Origin of the sequence: uncultured Campylobacter sp. (genome assembly GCF_937973075.1) — a bacterium.
Lineage (GTDB): Bacteria > Campylobacterota > Campylobacteria > Campylobacterales > Campylobacteraceae > Campylobacter_B.
This window is the reverse complement of record NZ_CALBWL010000007.1, coordinates 13,084-29,694: the sequence shown is the minus strand read 5'-3', so window position 1 is coordinate 29,694 and position 16,611 is coordinate 13,084. Positions and strand designations below refer to the sequence as shown.

The window sequence follows — 16,611 nt, the reverse complement described above, 5'->3', positions numbered from 1 at the left end:
AACGCCAAACAAAGCTTCGGCCTGGGGCTCTACATCGTCGATAACATCGCCAAGGCGCACGGACTAAAATTCCTCTACCGCAGAGAGGATGAGTTAAACGTATTTTATTTTGAGGGGATCGAAAATATAGCGACGTTATGAAATTTAAGCACATTTTTTATATTATTGCGCCAAAAATTCGAAACGAGAAGATGCGAAATTTCATATTTTTAGCGCTATTTTTAACCGCGACCATATTTTTTCTACCTCGCGGCGCACAAGCCGAGAGCTTCATCACCGACGAGGAATACGGCGCGATGCTGTATAAAAACCCGCGCGGCGTGGGCTGCGACAAGTGCCACGGCGAAAAGGGCGAGGGCTCGCTGATCGTAAAGTATAAAGAATTTAACCGCACCTCGGGCGCCTACTACGAGCGCGCCCTAAATGCGCCGCCGATCAACAATCTCTCGCTTCAGGAGCTCGCCGACGGGATCAGTAGCTCGCGCGACGTGATGCCAAGCTACTTCCTGACGCAAAACGAGATCATCATCATCTACAAATATATAAAATCGATAAATCAACCCAAAAAGAAGGAGAAAAAATGAATAATCACGACGAATTTTTAGCAGCACAAAAACTTATCCCGGGCGGCGTAGATTCGCCTGTGCGAGCATTCGGTAACGTAGGCGGCGAGCCTTTTATGGTGGATCGCGGCGAGGGCTCGTACATCTACGACGTCGAGGGCAAAAAATATCTCGACTTCGTGCAGAGCTGGGGTCCGCTCATCTTCGGTCACGCCGACGCAGACATTGAGCGCGCCGTCGTGCAAACCGCCAAAAAAGGGCTAAGCTTCGGCGCATCCAGCCCGCTTGAGACGCAGCTTGCCTCGCTCGTGCTAAAAAATTTTGATTTCCTAGATAAGATCCGCTTTACCAGCAGCGGCACGGAAGCCACGATGAGCGCGATCCGTCTTGCGCGCGCCTTTAGCGGACGGGATAAAATTTTAAAATTTGAGGGTTGCTACCACGGTCACAGCGACAGCCTGCTCGTCAAAGCAGGCAGCGGCGCGAGCACCTTCGGTAACGCAAGCAGCGCGGGCGTGCCGGAGGACGTCGCAAAAAACACCTACCTAGCCAGATACAACGACATACAAAGCGTAAAGGACGTCCTAGCGCAAAACGACATCGGCACGATCATCATTGAGCCTATCGCGGGAAATATGGGCTTGGTGCCGGCGGATCCCGAATTTTTAACCGAGCTTCGCGCGCTGTGCGACGAGAAAAAGATCGTGCTGATAATCGACGAGGTAATGAGCGGCTTTCGCGCGAGCGAGCTAGGCAGCTACGGCATCTACGGCGTCCGCGGCGATCTGGTAACCTTCGGCAAGGTCATCGGCGGCGGTATGAGCGTGGCGGCGTTTGCAGGCAAGCGCGAAATCATGGATATAATAAGCCCGCTAGGAGCAGTATATCAAGCAGGCACGCTAAGCGGAAACCCCGTCGCAATGGCTGCGGGCATCGCTAGCCTAAGTAAAATTTACGCTAACAGCGGCCTTTACGAAAGGCTCGGCGAGCTGGCGCGTAGGCTTACGGATGGGCTTTGCGCCATAGCGCAGCGCCGCGGCATCGCGCTGCAAACCGCCTGCGTAGGCTCGATGTTCGGCTACTTTTTCGCAGACGAAGAGGTGCGCGACTACGATGGTGCCCTGCAGGCAGACACCGCGCGCTTCGCAAAATTTCACGGCGCGATGATTAAGCGCGGCGTATTTTTGGCGCCTAGTCAGTTTGAGACGGGCTTTATCTGCTCCACGATGGACGAAGCGCAGATCGACTTTGCGCTAAACGCGGCGGATGAAGCGATGGCGGCGCTTTGAGGGCTGCATTTTAAAATTTTACGGATTTTAGATGAGAGCAACGAAAAATTTAAACAAAATCGTAAAGGGCGCCTGCGACATCAGCCTGGGCATCTCCATCGTCGTAGCGATCGGCATCGGCGTAGCGATCGGGCTTGGACTGCGACACCTCACGGGCTCGCTGCTTCTGCTCTGGCTTGGCATCGCTATCGGCATCGCAGCGGCGTTTCTGAACGTTTACCGCGCGTGCAAGGCGCTAAATTCGAGCTTAAAAGAGCTTGAAAACGATCCGAAATACAAGGCCGATCCGAAAAATTTCGACGATGATGATGAATGGGATGAGCGGGATTGAATAGGCGATTTTTGCTCATATACTGCGCGCTAAACGCGGCGTTTGCCCTGCTTGGGCTAGCGCTTTGCGGCGGCGGATTTTTCGGCGCGGGCTCTTTCGGCGCGCGAGCGCTTGCCTGGCTTCTTAGCCTGGAAGCGGGATTTTTGGGCGCATTCGGCGCGGTATATTTTTCGTTTCGCGCTTACCGCAACAAAATAGAAGATGAACTCAGAGCCGGCAAATACGATGAAATTTTACGGCAAAGCCCTAAGAATTCCGCCGGTTTTATAAGCGGCGAAACTTCCGCAAACGATACGAATTCCGCAAGCTTTGGCGGCGAAAACCGAGACGTCGCAAGCGGCGACGATAAAATTTTATACAGCGAAATTTGTGACGTCGAAAATTTAAAGAGCGAAAGCTTTAGGGGAGCAAATTCAGGCGCCGAAATTTCAAACGCGCGAAATTCCAAAGGCGCAGTAAATTTCACGAGCGGCGATAGCTGCGTCGAAAACGATGATAGCCACGCCCTGTACGATGAAACCGCCGCCGAGTGTGCCGCAAGCTCTACCGCCGACGAAGATACCGAAAATTTCACAGCCGAGCGCGACATAACCGCCGCTGCCGAGTGCAACATAAATTCCACCAAGAGCAGCCGCAACGAAACCTCCGCTTGCGGCGCAACCGCTTTGGGACGCACCGCCGATAAATTTAATATGAATGGCAGCGCGACTTGTAGCGACTCACACGGCGGCATAAACGACGAAGCTAGTGATAGTTCACAAGGCGATATAGGCGTGCGTTGCGACGACTTGAAAAATGCAGCGAGCAGCGATCTGAGCGGCGGCGTAGATAGCAGCGAGCCGGGCGGCGGTACGAGCGATTTTGGGGGTGGGTTTGGCGGCGCGCACGATGGATCAAATGATGACTTCGAAGGCGCGGACGATTTTGAGGGCGAGTTTGAGCGGAGCGAGGTGCGGAGCAATTTTGCGGGAGCGTTTTTCTCTCCGTTTAAAATTTTGTCTTACGCGGCGCTCGTGACAGCGATCTACCTGCTTGCCAAGCTGTCCTTGCTAAACCCGCTAGCGATTATCTTGGGCGTTGCGATCATTCCTCTGGGCACGATGATTGTTGCTTTCGGCGGCAAAGAGGCGCGCTAAACTCAAACAGCGCGAGTAAGACGCTTTAAATTTTAAAATTTAGCGTCAGCGGGATTGAGCGCAGATCGACACAGGATAAAATCGCGACAACGCCCGCCATCGCGAGCCGCGCTACGGACGCCGCGCGTTTCGGCACGTACCCGGGCGGGCTAAATTTATAAAATTTGCGGCGCGCATCTTTGAACTTCTGCGTAAATTCAGATCATTGCGGCGAGCCGTAGAAATTTTACGCAGCATTTCGGCGCGTAATTCTAAAATTAAATTTAACCGCCGCAGATTGCAAATACGGCGCGAAATCCTTATCTATATTTAATTAAATTTTAGCTACCATTATGCAAAATTTGAGGAAAAATTATGAATTACGATACCTTGAAAAAAATCTTTTTTCTATTCGATCCCGAAACCGCTCATAAGATCGCAGAATTCGGACTTCGCGCGCTCTATGCGACTCCGGGCGGGCTTGAGGCTTTAGCAAAATTCAGCGTTTATAAAGATGAAATTTTAACTCAAAATATATGGAATTTAAGCTTCGATAATCCAGTAGGTATCGCGGGCGGCTTCGACAAAAACGCCACGATGATCGTACCGCTAGCAGCTCTCGGCTTCGGACACATCGATTTTGGCACCTTTACGCCGCGTCCTCAAAGCGGCAACGAAAAGCCGCGACTTTTTCGCCTCGTAGCGGAGGAAAGTATCCAAAACGCGATGGGCTTTAACAACGAAGGCGCCGATGTTATCGAGCGTCGCGTGCGAAAAATTTATCCTTTTAAAATCCCGATCGCCGCAAATATCGGCAAAAATAAGACCACTTCGAACGAGGACGCGCTAAGCGATTATGAAGCCTTGGGTCGTAAATTTAACGGATTGTGCGATTTTTTCATCATCAACGTAAGCTCGCCGAACACCCCTAATCTGCGCGCTTTGCAAGAAAACAGCTTCATAAGCGAGCTGATCGGAGCGATGAAAAAGATCACGAACAGACCGCTCGTTTTAAAGCTGGCGCCCGATATGAGCGCGGATCAGGCGATCGCGCTGTGCGAGTGCGCAGTGCAAAGCGGCGCAAGCGGCATCATCATAAACAACACGAGCGTTGATTATTCGCTAAGCCCCAACGCTAGGGGCTTCGGCGGCTTAAGCGGCAAGCTGATCACCGAAAAATCGCGAAAACTTTTCGCACAGGTCGCTCGCGAACTCTTCGGCCGCACGATCCTAATCAGCTGCGGCGGCATAGACAGCGCGCAGGAGGCCTATGAGCGCATCAAATCGGGCGCGAGCCTGGTTCAAATTTTTACCGCCTTTATCTTCAAAGGTCCTTTTGTTGCAAAATCGATCAACGAGGGACTCGCGAAGCTTCTGCGCGCAGACGGCTTCAATAACATAAACGAGGCGGTCGGGGCAAATTTAAAAGATCGCGCAGGCGAAGGATACGGCATCAGAAATGATCTGGCCGAAAGTCGCGGCAATGGCGCGAATTTGCGCACTTGCGAAGACAAAGAGGCGGATGCTAAAACGGATCAAATTTCAAACGCGCCCGAAAGCAGGGATGCGGACGGAATTTCAAACGACGGCAAAAGCGAAATATCGAGCGCCCAAGTTAATAAAATTCCCGCCGTTCAAACAGATAAAATTTCGAGCGTTCAAGCAGACTCAAGCTCCGAAGCAGACGAAAATTCTAGCGCTTCGGCAAATTTAAACGCCTCGGTAAGCTCAGATACCGCAACAGATCGAAGCTCGACCAAACAAAGCGACATGGAGGGTGACAATTCCGAGGTTAAAAGTAACGCGAATAACAAAAATTCCGAGGTTAAAAATACAAAACGAAGCAGCGCAAAAAACGAGAATTTAGAGGCTAAAAGCACAAAGCAAAGCGGCGCGGATCGAAAGCAGGATAAAATTTCAAAAGGCGCGTCTAAAGGCGGCACAGAACAAAAGCAAAGTCAAATTTCAAAAGGCGACGCAAGCTCTAAGCGCGGTAAAATTTCAAAGGACGCTTCGCAAAAAGATACCGCGCAGAAGGATACTCCGCAGGATAATGATGCCTTACAGAAGGATGCCTCGCAGAAGAAGGACGCCGAAGCTAAAAATCTCTCGAAAAGCGATGCAAAAAGCGAGAATTTAGAGGTCAAAAACGCAAAACAAAGCGGCACGGCGAGCAAAACTGTCAAAACTAAAACCACGCCGAAAAATAAAACCGCAACTGAAGCTGCACTAAAAAACGACATAGAAAGTAAAAATTCTAAAACTAAAGCCGCGCCAAAAAACAATGCGGAAAGCAAAAGCTCCGAGGCAAAAAACGTAAAACAAAGCGGCACCAAAACTAAAAATGCCAAGGCCAAAGAGGTTAAAGAAGCGAGCGGCACCCAAGATGCAGAGCAAAACTCAAGCAAAAAACGAAAGGCGAAAAAAGATTAATGTTTCCGAAATTTAAGAAAATCACGCTGCAAAACGGGCTTCAAATTTATCACATCCCGATGAATAAAGGCAGCGGCGTCATCAGCGTGGATGTGTTTTACAACGTCGGCTCGCGCGACGAGGTGATGGGCAAAAGCGGCATCGCGCACATGCTGGAGCATCTAAATTTTAAATCCACGAAAAATCGCAAGGCGGGCGAGTTCGACGCGATCATAAAGGGATTTGGCGGCGTAAACAACGCAAGCACAGGCTTTGATTACACGCACTACTTCATCAAGTGCGCGAGCTCAAATTTAGAGGTCTGCTTGGATCTTTACGCCGACATCATGCAAAACTTGAGCCTCAAAGACAAAGAATTTCAGCCCGAGCGCAAAGTCGTGCTCGAGGAGCGGCTGTGGCGCACCGATAACGATCCGTTCGGATATCTATTTTTCAGGCTCTACAACGCCGCGTTTCTGTACCATCCGTACCACTGGACGCCGATCGGCTTTCGCAAGGATATCGAAAACTGGAGTATTAAAGATATCAAGGAATTTCACGCTAAATTTTATCAGCCGCAAAACGCCGTGCTGCTGATCACCGGCGACATCGGCGAAAAGGCGGCGTTTGATGCGGCTAAAAAATACTTCGCGTCCGTAAAAAATAAAAGCGAAATTCCGCGCCTTCACTGCACCGAGCCCGCGCAAGACGGCGAGAAGCTTAGCATTATTTACAAAAACAGCGAGGCACAGATCGTTGCAGTCGCTTTTAAAATTCCGCCGTTTAACCATCCTGACGCCGCGGCGATCAAAGCGATGGATATATATCTTAGCGGCGGCAAGAGCTCACTTTTGCAGCGCGTGCTGGTCGATGAGAAAAAGCTCGCCAATCAGATCAATATCTACGATATGAGCGGTAAGGATGAGAATTTATTTATAGTCTTTGCCGTTTGCAACCAAGGCGTAAGCGGCGAGGCGCTGAGAGATGAAATTTTAGCGCTGATCGAAAAAGCCAAAAAAGCTAAAATAAGCGACGACGATATGCTAAAGATCAAAAACACCCTAAGCAGCGATCTGATCTACTCCCTCGACAGCGCTAGCAAGGTAGCGCAGATGTACGGCAGCTACATCGTCCGCGGTGATCTGGACGCGCTATTTAGGCTGGAGCGCGAGATCAAAAGCCTTGATAAAAGCGCGGTTAAAAAAGCGATGAAAACCTATCTAAGCCTTAAAAGCTCCACGAGCATTATCTTACGAAAGGAAAACGATGAATAAAAATGTCATAATCGGCTCTATGACGGCGCTGATCACGCCTTTTAAAGAGGGCAAACTCGACGAGCAAACCTACGCTAAGCTCATCAAAAGACAGATCGCAAACGGCATAAGCGCGGTCGTGCCCGTCGGTACTACGGGCGAGAGTGCGACGCTGACGCACGACGAGCACCGCGTCTGTATCGAGATCGCCGTAGATGCGTGCAAGGGCACGGACGTCAAGGTACTAGCGGGCGCGGGCAGCAACGCAACTCACGAAGCGATCGGGCTCGCGCAGTTTGCGCAGGCTCACGGCGCGGACGGAATTTTATCCGTAGCACCCTACTACAATAAACCCACCCAAAAGGGGTTGTATCTGCACTACAAGGCGATCGCTAGCTCGGTAGATCTGCCGGTACTGCTATACAACGTGCCAGGGCGCACCGGTTGCGATATCGCCGCAGATACGATCATCAAGCTTTTTAACGACTGCGAAAATATCTACGGCGTCAAAGAAGCTAGCGGCAGCATCGATAAATGCGTCGATCTGCTCGCGCACGAGCCACGCCTTAGCGTGCTTAGCGGCGAGGATGCGATCAACTATCCGATCCTAAGTAACGGCGGCAAAGGCGTGATCTCCGTTACGGCAAATTTACTGCCCGATTACACGGCGAGACTAACGAAATTTGCGCTGCAAAATGAGTTTTTAAAAGCCAAGCAGATCAACGACGATCTCTACGCGATCAATAAAATTTTATTCTGCGAGAGCAATCCGATCCCGATCAAAGCGGCGATGTATATCGCGGGCCTCGCGCCGAGTTTGGAGTACCGCTTGCCGCTTTGCGAGCCGAGCGCAGAAAACCTCAAAAAAATAGAAAACGTAATGAAACAATACACTATCAAAGGATTTTAATTGACGAACGAATTTAAAGGAAAAACGCTAGTTATCAGCGGCGGCACGAGAGGCATAGGCAGGGCGATAGTTTTGGAATTCGCAGCTGCGGGGGCAAATATCGCTTTTACGTATAATTCCAACGAGGAGCTGGCGACTTCGCAAGCAGCCGATCTTGAGAAGGCTTACGGCATCAAGGCGCGCGCTTATGCGCTCAATATCTTGGAGCCCGAGACCTATAAGGAGCTCTTTGCTAAGATCGACGAGGATTTTGCGCGAGTGGATTTTTTCATCTCAAACGCCATCATCTCGGGTCGCGCAGTCGCGGGCGGATACACGAAATTTATGAGGCTAAAGCCGCGCGGCATCAACAATATCTTTACCGCGACCGTAAATGCCTTCGTAGTGGGCGCGCAAGAAGCCGCGAAACGCATGGAAGCGGTAGGCGGCGGCTCGATCATCTCGCTTAGCTCCACGGGAAATTTAGTCTATATCGAAAACTACGCGGGTCACGGCACGGCAAAAGCCGCGGTTGAAGCGATGGCGCGCTACGCAGCGACCGAGCTTGGAGAGAAAAACATCCGCGTAAACGTAGTAAGCGGCGGACCGATCGAGACGGACGCGCTTAGGGCCTTTACGAACTACGAAGAGGTGCGCGACAAGACCGCCGAGCTTAGCCCGCTAGGACGCATGGGGCAGCCGGAGGATTTGGCGGGAGCATGTTTATTTCTGTGCTCGAGCAAGGCTAGCTGGGTGACGGGGCACACCTTCATCGTCGACGGCGGAACGACCTTTAAATAATGCTAAATTTACCCAATATTTTAGCGAGCTTTCGCGTTGCGCTCGCGCCGCTGTTTTTTTGGCTGATCCTACTAGCAGGCCATGCGAACGGCGGCATGGTGGGCTCGGTGCATGTAAGCTGGATCGATTATTTTGCCGCGCTCGTATTCGTTATCGCCTCCGTCACGGACTTTTTTGACGGATACATCGCGCGCTCTTGGAACCAAAAAACGAGACTTGGCGCCATCATCGATCCGCTTGCCGATAAGATGCTGACGCTTGCGGGCTTTTTGGGGCTTATGTTTATCGGGCGCGCCAGTCCGTGGGCGATCTATCTGATCCTAATCCGAGAGTTTTTTATCACTGGCCTTCGAGTTGCTATGGCGGGCGACGGCGTAGAGGTCGCCGCGTCGATGGCGGGGAAGGTAAAAACGGTCTTTCAGATGATCGCTATCGGCTGGCTAACGATGCAATGGCCCTATGCAAACGCCCTACTCTGGATCGCGGTTGCGCTGACGCTATATTCGGGGTTTGAATACGTCACGGCGTATGCTAAGGCTACGAAAAAGAGTTAGAATTTAAGCGTCTAATCAGCGCTTGGCAGTTGAAAGCAAATAGTTTAAATTTTATTAGAAGAAATAAAGGGAAAAAATGCAAGAACAAAAAGAAGCTGGCAAGCCGCAGTCATGCACCAGAATTCCGCCTATAGTAGCGTTTGCTATGATATGTATAGGCATCAGTGGATTTATGATTATTTTATCCGTGCTAAGCGTTTTTGGTGCTTATGCATATGTTGTCATTGTAGATGCTTTCGTGGAAAATTTTAAAGCTGCAATATCCGTTTTTCTAACTGCTGCAACTGTATGCGTTTTTGCATTCGGTGCGAGCGGACATATAGGCGGTGGTGGCAAAAAGCAAGAAGATTAAACGCAAAAACTATTAAATTCGGAGTTATTTTATGAGAAGATTGATGTTTGGTTTGTTAGCGATGTTTATAGCGATATATATATGGTTGCTATTTATGCGTCCATCACCCGATGTAGCTTATAATAAAGAAACATATGTTACCATTTGTAGAGGATTCGGGGCTATATCTATAATCTTTTTTGTTTTTATACTTTTTAAGAAAAACGACGAATGGGATGAAGAAAGACCCATCGCTAGGTTATTTTTTATTCTAGTAACCCCGCTTACTTGGCTTTATTATATGCTTTGTAATATCTTTTATGGCGCGTTGGCACTTTTCGAAGCTTTTACTACGCAAGCCCCTAAGCAGCATTTTAAATGAGAGATAAAATTCTATGAGTTTTAAAAAAAGCAACCGATATATTTTATAACGTCCTTTGGGGCAAGATGCATTATGTTACCATAGCGTTTTACGCTCTTTTATTCGTAATATGGCTAACGCACGATTTGAAATTTTTCCTTGCTACGATTGTTATAGCAGGTATAAGCTTTTATTCCTTAAGATATATCGAAGAAGACATCAAAAGCTACTACGTAATCGTGATAACGATTTATATAGGATACTTCTACTTCGCTTTTAAATATGCGATTTGGCTATTTCCTTTCGATAAGGTGCCGTTTTTTACTGGGGGTGCGGATATATTTGCCTATCATCCTTGGTGGTATCTGCCGTTAGTAGCGCTCTTTCCTATTCTATGGTATTTCATAGTATCGTTTTTGGTATTTGAGGTTATATCTAGATTTATTAAATTTGAAGAGCTAATAGACGATTTTAGACTATTTAGAAACTGCTATCCTTTTATCAGATTTCACGATATGTTTAGATACGATGTAGAAGAAGAGGGCGAAGTGGATTATAAAGAATTTATCGATATAAAGGCTATCGCCCCTTACGATAAATTTGGCAGAAGAATGAATAAGGCGTCTGAGCTGGAGCCATATGCGATAAAGCGGGTATGGTCTTGGCGCTACAGGATACTGCCGCGGACTATCGCGCGAGCATTCGGTGTGTTGATTAGCTTATCGATACTTTCAAATTTGTTTTTCTAAAAGGATAAAATATGGATTTTTGGGATTTAAAACACGAACTGGATAAAGGTGGCTTCTTGATATACTATATGTTTTTAGCCGTCATAATATCACTTGCCGCTGCGGTTTTTTTAGTCTCAGAGGAGAGAGTATTCAAATTAATCTCATATTTTCACTATGCTATGCCGTAAAATGTATCGGCGAGGCGCTTTTTAGACTGCTATAGGCAAATTGCTGCTTTGAAATAAATTTAAAAGGATTGATATTATGACCGATAGAGAGATAACGACCTTGGTAGGAAGCAATAGCTTTCAGCTAAAATGCGTATTAGCTTGCATCGTGTTTGCTATTATCGCCATAGCTACGGGATTTTTCGATATGGGTAGCAGAGAAAAGCGCCTAGGTGATGTTAATCTGACTGCGCTTCCGACCTTTGATAGGATAATCCAAACCGCTAAAGCTTCGATTAAATAAGGAATTTAAATGGCTACAAAAGACCCCTACGCAGACGCAAGAAAGGTGCTTTACTGGTTTATAGTAGCGTTCATAATCATAGCAGGAGCGATAGTATATGAGATAGTCGTAAGCTCCGATGCAAACTATGCGCGCATTAAAGCAGAAAGCAAGCAAACATCGCAAACAAAATAACACAATGGATTGCGAAAATAAAGTATTATTTAAAGGAGTAAAAATGGCTGGTATTTTTAAATGGAGATTGCCTACTGATGCCGAGCTAGATTTAAAGCAATACGAAGCTCATCGGCTCGATAATGAAACCGCTCGCGTTTATGCTCGTAAATATATCTTAGGATTTTTATTCGTGCTAGTTGTATGCGGCGCAGCTCTATTTGTTCATAGTAGCCGCATCAAATATGATGGGGGAGACCTAAAATTCCTTGATGCATATTTCTATCATAATGTAAAATTTCACAATTAAAGAATTTTAATCTTTAACGCTATAATACGCAGAACAATTCAATCGCCTTCATAAAATTCTGTGCCTAACCCGTAAAGGCTATCGGCTTACGCTATATGCAAGTAGAGCTCTGACGCGCGAAATTTCACGGCGCAGAATTCCGTCTAATCGCTGCGTAAAATTTTCACGATGTAAAATTTCGTCTAGCCGCTGCATAAAATTCTATGGCGTAAAATTCCGTTTAAACCACCGCACAAAATTTCACGGCGGCGCAGCAGTGTTTTAAAACACGACGAAATTGCAAAGCGCGACAAAATTTTAGAGCATGACGACTTGTCAAAACATAATGAAATTTCAAAGCATAGCGGCAGTTCAAAACACAAAGCCCCGTGCGGCGAAATTTTATAACCTACTCCGCAAAATCTCGCGGTAAAATTTCGCTTTTAAAATTTTAAATTCCGCGCGCCGATCGTCCGCCCGCGCGCCCTTAATTTAGCCAAATTTATAGCCTGAAACGGCGGCAGGCTAAGCTCAAAGCTAACCAAGTTTAAAAAAAGCGAGCCAAGGCTTTAAACGGCAATCTAAGCTTAAAATTTGCAAAATAATAGTAAGCTTAGCCCATTTTTTACAAAGGTTTGAAATTTGAAAAGCATAATTTTAACGCTAGCGATCCTGGCGGTCGGATTTTATTTTTACTCGATAAATTTTATGGTCACGGTGCTGGCGATCAGCTTCCTCATCTTTTTCCACGAGCTGGGGCATTTTTTGGCGGCGCGAGCGCTGGGCGTGGGGGTGAACGTCTTTAGCGTGGGCTTCGGCGAGAAGGTCTTTACCAAGCGCATCGGCGCTACGCAATACGCCATCAGCGCGATCCCTCTGGGGGGCTACGTGAGCCTTAAGGGGCAGGAGGATCTGGATCCCACCGCAGTAAGCGCGGACCCCGATAGCTACAACTCCAAAGGCCCGATCGCGCGCATAATCATACTTTTTGCGGGGCCGTTTTTCAACCTGCTGCTTGCATTTTTGATCTACATCGCGCTGGGCTACATCGGCGTCGAAAAGCTAGCGCCGAAGGTTGGCAAAATTTCGCCAAATTCCGCCGCAGCAAGCGCAGGGCTAATGCTAAACGATGAAATTTTATCAATCGACGGCAAGCAGATCCGCGAGTGGGACGACATCTCAAAGCAGGTAACCGCAGCGCCGCTAAGCTTGGAAATTTTACGTGGCGGCGAGCGACTGAGCCTGACGCTCACGCCAAAGCTCGGCGAGAAAAAAACCATCTGGCGCGAGAGCATCAGAGTGCCGCTCATCGGCATTTCGCCCGATTACAACGCGACCGTGACGCTATATCACAAGGGCACGAGCTCGCTTAGCTTCGCGTGGGATCAGACGGTGGAGGCATCAAAGCTTATCTTGGTGGGGCTTGAGAAGCTCGCCAGCGGCGTCGTTTCGCCCAAGGAGATGGGCGGCATCGTCGCTATTACAGATATCACCTCAAAGGCGGTCGATTACGGCGCGGCCGTCTTGCTCGCGCTCGTGGCGCTAATATCGGTAAATTTAGGGCTTATCAACCTCTTTCCGATCCCCGCGCTCGACGGCGGACACATCGCGTTTAATCTCTTTGAGCTCATCTTCCGCCGCCCGGTGCCAAAACGGGTATTCGTAGGCGCCAGCTACGTAGGCATGGGGATTTTAGCGCTTTTGATGATATTTACGGTACTGAATGATTTTGCTAGAATTTTGGGATTTTACAAATGAAGCTGGATGAAATTTTAAAGCGCATTGAGGCTGCGAAAGCAGGCGCGGGCGAAGTGCAGCTAGTCGCAGTGAGTAAAAACGTAGGCACGGATGAGGTGCGCGAGCTGTATTCGCAAGGACAGATCGCGTTTGGAGAAAACAGAGTGCAGGAGCTGAAGCGCAAAAGCGAGGCCTTGCGCGAACTGCCGCTAAAGTGGCACTTCATCGGCACGCTACAAAGCAACAAAATCAATCAGCTCATCGCTCTGCGCCCGACGCTGTGGCAGAGCTGCAACAGTTGCGAGCTCGCGCTTGCCGTAAATAAGCGGCTAACTTATCCGCTAGATACGCTGCTGGAGATCAACGCTGCGGGCGAGAGCTCCAAAACGGGGCTAGATAAAAACCGCGCGGTGGAGGAGTTTTTGCGCATCAAGCAGGAGTGCAAAAATCTAAATTTAATCGGCGTGATGAGCATCGGCGCGCACGTGAGCGAGCCCGCGCAGATCGCGCGAAGCTTCGAGGCGACGCGTGAGATCTTCGATGCGCTCGTGCCGCACGGCGCGCGGATCTGCTCGATGGGGATGAGCGATGATTTTGAGCTCGCGATCAAATGCGGCTCGAACATGATCCGCCTGGGTAGAATTTTATACACCTAGGCCCTGAGAGGCGGGCCTTAGCGCGCAAGTGAATTTTATACCGCTTTTATTAGGCGGCGCGTTTGATTTGTCGCGCGAGCTAAATTCGGCGCGTAACTTGAAATTTAGCGCAATGCTTGATTTTACGCGCCGTTTAAAATTTAGCGCGTTATTGAAATTTTACGCGGCGCGGTAATGCGACATCAAATTTTAAACTTCGATAAAAATTTATTCGCAACGACCTAAATTTTAAAGACGCGGCGATATAAAATTTTAAGCGCGATCCGTATAAAGACGGAATTTTAAAAGATGAAATTTCAAAGTAGCGGCAGCTGGCGTACATCGCGCGCACGCTGGTTCAGGGCGCGAAAGTGATCTTTATGGATGAGCCCACCAACGGGCTGGACTTCGGCAATCAAATCAAGCTACTCGAGATGATAAAAGCTCTAGGCGACGAGGGCTACACCTTCGTGCAGACGACGCACTACCCGCGGCATGCGAAGTTCGTTTCAAGCTTGACGCTATTTATAAAAGACGGCGAAATTTTAGCCTTCGGGAGCAGCGAGCAGCTCATAAATGCCGAAAATATTGATAAAATTTACGGCATAAACTACGAAAGATACGAGGATAGATTATAAATTTTTACGGGCGCGTAGCGCCGTTAAATTTAGCCGAACTAGGGTAAAATTGCGCGTATAAAATAACTTTTTGGCGACAAGACGGCGCGCCGAAAAACGCCAAGCTGCGGATCGCGGCTGCGGCAATGTAATCTGCAAACCGAATTGCTAGCGAGCAAAACGTCTAAATTTAAACGATAAATTTAAAAGGAAAATCATGACTCCGCGCGAGATATTTTTAAACGGCTGCAATGAGATTGCGGCGAATTTCACGGACTTCAAGCCCACGCAAAAGGGGCAAAAACTAACGAAGCTTGCAAACGACAAGGAGATTTTATTTGAAATTTATTTTGGCTCCAGCATGCGCAATTACTCAGGCAGTGTGAGTATCCTACCGCAGATCGCAATCTACTGCAAGCGCCTAAAAAAGCTGATGCAAGAGGAGCTGTCCTACTCAACCGATCTTGTTTTCGTATCGCACCTGGGCTATCTCACGCCGCGCAAACAGTTTCGCGACTGGCAGCTCGCAGGCGCTAGCTTCGAGCCCAGCGTTCGCGAGATTAGCGCGGCTATCAAGGACTACGCGCTGCCTATTTTTGAGCTTTTTGAGGATAAACAAAAGGCGGTGGAGTTTATGATGCAGCGCGGGGCTAAATTTAACAAAAATCTAAGCGCTTTCGATCTGCGCCCGATCTACTTTATCTATTATCTCGGCGGCAGGGACGTGGCGGAGGCGTTTTTTAACGTCTGCCTAAGCGAATGTACCTACAAAGGGCGATTTTATAAGCTTTATGAAGAGCTTGCAAACGGCGCGGAGGCGGATTTTAGCAAGAGTTTGTTTGTGGGCGATACGGAGGAGAAATTTGCATTTGTAAAAGGACTTAAAATTTTAAATGGCTGAAGCTTTAATTCAAATTTTAATCGTAATTTTTAGCGTCTTGCTTCTGGGCGGGATTATTTGGACGCTCTTTTGGCGCAACCCTCGCAAGCTTAGCTCGCGCCGGCTTGCCGCGATAGATGGGATAAGCGAAGCAGACGCGGTAAAAAGGCTTTCCGTGAGGCCGTTTTTGTTCTGGCTAGAGCGGTTTTTTATCTCGTGCGAGAGTCTTTGGTTCGATCAAAATTTCATCTACGTTTTTGACGGACAGAAGCTCGCGGCGAGGTATAAATTTGAGCAAATTTTAGCGCTTGAAGTTACAAAAATACGGATAAATCATGCTAGGATTTGGCGGATCCGCTTTGCGGACGGCGCGAGCGAGTATAAATTTGTGCCCGCCGCTTCGATTTTTACGCCAAACTTTAAAGAATTTTTGCAAATTTTACGCGATAAAAACCGAGGCGCGATCAAGACGGAGTCTAGATTTTGGGAGAGCGTTTAGCGCGGCAGAATTTTACAAAGCGGATTTTCAAAAAATAGAAAAGGCGCGGAGCTTTCAGGCGCGATCGTCACAAAGGGCGGCAAAAGCTACGCGCGAAACCGCAAGAAGCGATAAATAGATAAAAGGGGGCAAAATGAAACGTTGAAGCAAGCTTCAAAAACGGCTTTACGAACTTGTGGATAAAAGCATTGATTTTAAGCTCCACTGCACGGTTTATAGGATGCAAAGCAGACGCGGCAGCACGGATTTGCCGCGATATTTTATCACGCTTGCGGGCGAGATTATTTTTGATTACCCGAAGGATTTCGTGCTAAAAAGCGGCAGCGTAAAAAGCCTAGCACAGGGCGCTCTAGCGAAAATTTATCCGTATGGTAACGACATAAGCGACATCGGCGAGCTTATCCGCGAATATATCGACACGCCCAAAGAGGAGCTGTTTGCAAAGCACTTTGGTGCCGATGAATGGGGGCTTGCAAATATCCTAAAGGCCGCCGACAAACGCATCGGCAAAAGGAGGCTACAAATTTTAGCCAAAAACAGGAAAAATCAAGCGATGCAAAAGGTAATAGCGGCTAGATTGGAGGCTTTACAATAAATCCAAGCAGCGATTTAAATGCGGAGCGAACAAGCGCGGACGATAAACTAAAAATTTTGATTTATAAAGAGGCTTTTAAAATTTAACTGCGATCGTTCGGCGAAA

General features: G+C 48.3%; 21 protein-coding genes and 1 pseudogene. All 22 read left to right on the top strand.

All coding sequences use genetic code 11. From position 1 onward, the window contains the following. Positions 1-137: 137 nt before the first annotated feature. The 22 genes and pseudogenes from Q0274_RS00825 (at position 138) to Q0274_RS00720 (ending at position 16,506) form a co-directional block, all read left to right on the top strand. Entirely contained in the window at positions 138-584 is a 447-nt protein-coding gene (locus Q0274_RS00825) for a cytochrome C oxidase subunit III (protein ID WP_298026722.1), read from the top strand. Beyond that, positions 581-1,852, top strand: coding sequence for a glutamate-1-semialdehyde 2,1-aminomutase (hemL, locus tag Q0274_RS00820; RefSeq protein WP_298026719.1), 1,272 nt, complete (start codon positions 581-583; stop codon positions 1,850-1,852). The genes Q0274_RS00825 and hemL overlap by 4 nt, the downstream gene beginning before the upstream one ends. A 31-nt stretch (positions 1,853-1,883) precedes the next feature. Further along, entirely contained in the window at positions 1,884-2,183 is a 300-nt protein-coding gene (locus Q0274_RS00815; RefSeq protein WP_298026716.1) for an AtpZ/AtpI family protein, read from the top strand. A gap of 11 nt (positions 2,184-2,194) precedes the next feature. Then, positions 2,195-3,319: a hypothetical protein gene (locus Q0274_RS00810; RefSeq protein WP_298026714.1), complete on the top strand. Its 1,125-nt coding sequence runs from the start codon at positions 2,195-2,197 to the stop codon at positions 3,317-3,319. Positions 3,320-3,673: 354 nt separating this feature from the next. Continuing rightward, positions 3,674-4,726: pseudogene (locus tag Q0274_RS00805) on the top strand (quinone-dependent dihydroorotate dehydrogenase); the annotation flags it as partial. Positions 4,727-5,730: 1,004 nt separating this feature from the next. Beyond that, entirely contained in the window at positions 5,731-6,984 is a 1,254-nt protein-coding gene (locus Q0274_RS00800; protein WP_298026712.1) for a pitrilysin family protein, read from the top strand. Further along, the gene (gene dapA, locus Q0274_RS00795; RefSeq protein WP_297946499.1) at positions 6,977-7,873 is read left to right on the top strand and encodes a 4-hydroxy-tetrahydrodipicolinate synthase; all 897 of its coding nucleotides are present in this window, start codon (positions 6,977-6,979) and stop codon (positions 7,871-7,873) included. Before Q0274_RS00800 ends, dapA begins: the two co-directional genes overlap by 8 nt. Further along, complete coding sequence (locus Q0274_RS00790; protein WP_291937459.1) at positions 7,874-8,653, top strand: enoyl-ACP reductase; 780 nt, start codon at positions 7,874-7,876, stop codon at positions 8,651-8,653. After that, the gene (gene pgsA, locus Q0274_RS00785; RefSeq protein ID WP_298026725.1) at positions 8,650-9,207 is read left to right on the top strand and encodes a CDP-diacylglycerol--glycerol-3-phosphate 3-phosphatidyltransferase; all 558 of its coding nucleotides are present in this window, start codon (positions 8,650-8,652) and stop codon (positions 9,205-9,207) included. Before Q0274_RS00790 ends, pgsA begins: the two co-directional genes overlap by 4 nt. Positions 9,208-9,283: 76 nt before the next feature. Continuing rightward, on the top strand, positions 9,284-9,559 hold the full coding sequence (locus tag Q0274_RS00780) for a hypothetical protein (protein ID WP_298026709.1): 276 nt from the start codon (positions 9,284-9,286) through the stop codon (positions 9,557-9,559). 31 nt (positions 9,560-9,590) lie between these two features. Further along, positions 9,591-9,920 carry a hypothetical protein gene (locus Q0274_RS00775; RefSeq protein ID WP_298026706.1) on the top strand — a complete coding sequence of 110 codons (330 nt, stop codon included), beginning with the start codon at positions 9,591-9,593 and terminating at the stop codon, positions 9,918-9,920. Between the two features lie 125 nt (positions 9,921-10,045). After that, positions 10,046-10,648 carry a hypothetical protein gene (locus tag Q0274_RS00770; RefSeq protein WP_298026703.1) on the top strand — a complete coding sequence of 201 codons (603 nt, stop codon included), beginning with the start codon at positions 10,046-10,048 and terminating at the stop codon, positions 10,646-10,648. A gap of 11 nt (positions 10,649-10,659) precedes the next feature. Next, positions 10,660-10,818 (top strand): hypothetical protein, encoded by a 159-nt coding sequence (locus Q0274_RS00765; protein ID WP_298026702.1) that lies wholly within the window; start codon positions 10,660-10,662, stop codon positions 10,816-10,818. Positions 10,819-10,894: 76 nt separating this feature from the next. Continuing rightward, positions 10,895-11,101, top strand: a complete 207-nt coding sequence (locus Q0274_RS00760) for a hypothetical protein (protein ID WP_298026699.1) — start codon at positions 10,895-10,897, stop codon at positions 11,099-11,101. Between the two features lie 9 nt (positions 11,102-11,110). Further along, positions 11,111-11,275 carry a hypothetical protein gene (locus tag Q0274_RS00755; RefSeq protein ID WP_298026698.1) on the top strand — a complete coding sequence of 55 codons (165 nt, stop codon included), beginning with the start codon at positions 11,111-11,113 and terminating at the stop codon, positions 11,273-11,275. A gap of 43 nt (positions 11,276-11,318) precedes the next feature. Continuing rightward, a complete protein-coding gene (locus Q0274_RS00750) occupies positions 11,319-11,564 on the top strand; it encodes a hypothetical protein (RefSeq protein WP_298026695.1) in 246 nt (81 codons plus the stop codon). Positions 11,565-12,185: 621 nt separating this feature from the next. Further along, positions 12,186-13,301, top strand: coding sequence for an RIP metalloprotease RseP (rseP, locus tag Q0274_RS00745; RefSeq protein WP_298026692.1), 1,116 nt, complete (start codon positions 12,186-12,188; stop codon positions 13,299-13,301). Then, positions 13,298-13,936, top strand: a complete 639-nt coding sequence (locus Q0274_RS00740) for a YggS family pyridoxal phosphate-dependent enzyme (protein WP_298026691.1) — start codon at positions 13,298-13,300, stop codon at positions 13,934-13,936. The genes rseP and Q0274_RS00740 overlap by 4 nt, the downstream gene beginning before the upstream one ends. A gap of 350 nt (positions 13,937-14,286) precedes the next feature. Then, positions 14,287-14,553 carry an ABC transporter ATP-binding protein gene (locus Q0274_RS00735; RefSeq protein ID WP_298026689.1) on the top strand — a complete coding sequence of 89 codons (267 nt, stop codon included), beginning with the start codon at positions 14,287-14,289 and terminating at the stop codon, positions 14,551-14,553. Between the two features lie 196 nt (positions 14,554-14,749). Then, a complete protein-coding gene (locus tag Q0274_RS00730; RefSeq protein ID WP_298026688.1) occupies positions 14,750-15,433 on the top strand; it encodes a hypothetical protein in 684 nt (227 codons plus the stop codon). Next, positions 15,426-15,911, top strand: a complete 486-nt coding sequence (locus tag Q0274_RS00725; protein ID WP_298026686.1) for a hypothetical protein — start codon at positions 15,426-15,428, stop codon at positions 15,909-15,911. Before Q0274_RS00730 ends, Q0274_RS00725 begins: the two co-directional genes overlap by 8 nt. A gap of 175 nt (positions 15,912-16,086) precedes the next feature. Next, the gene (locus Q0274_RS00720) at positions 16,087-16,506 is read left to right on the top strand and encodes a hypothetical protein (protein ID WP_298026684.1); all 420 of its coding nucleotides are present in this window, start codon (positions 16,087-16,089) and stop codon (positions 16,504-16,506) included. Positions 16,507-16,611: the final 105 nt, after the last annotated feature.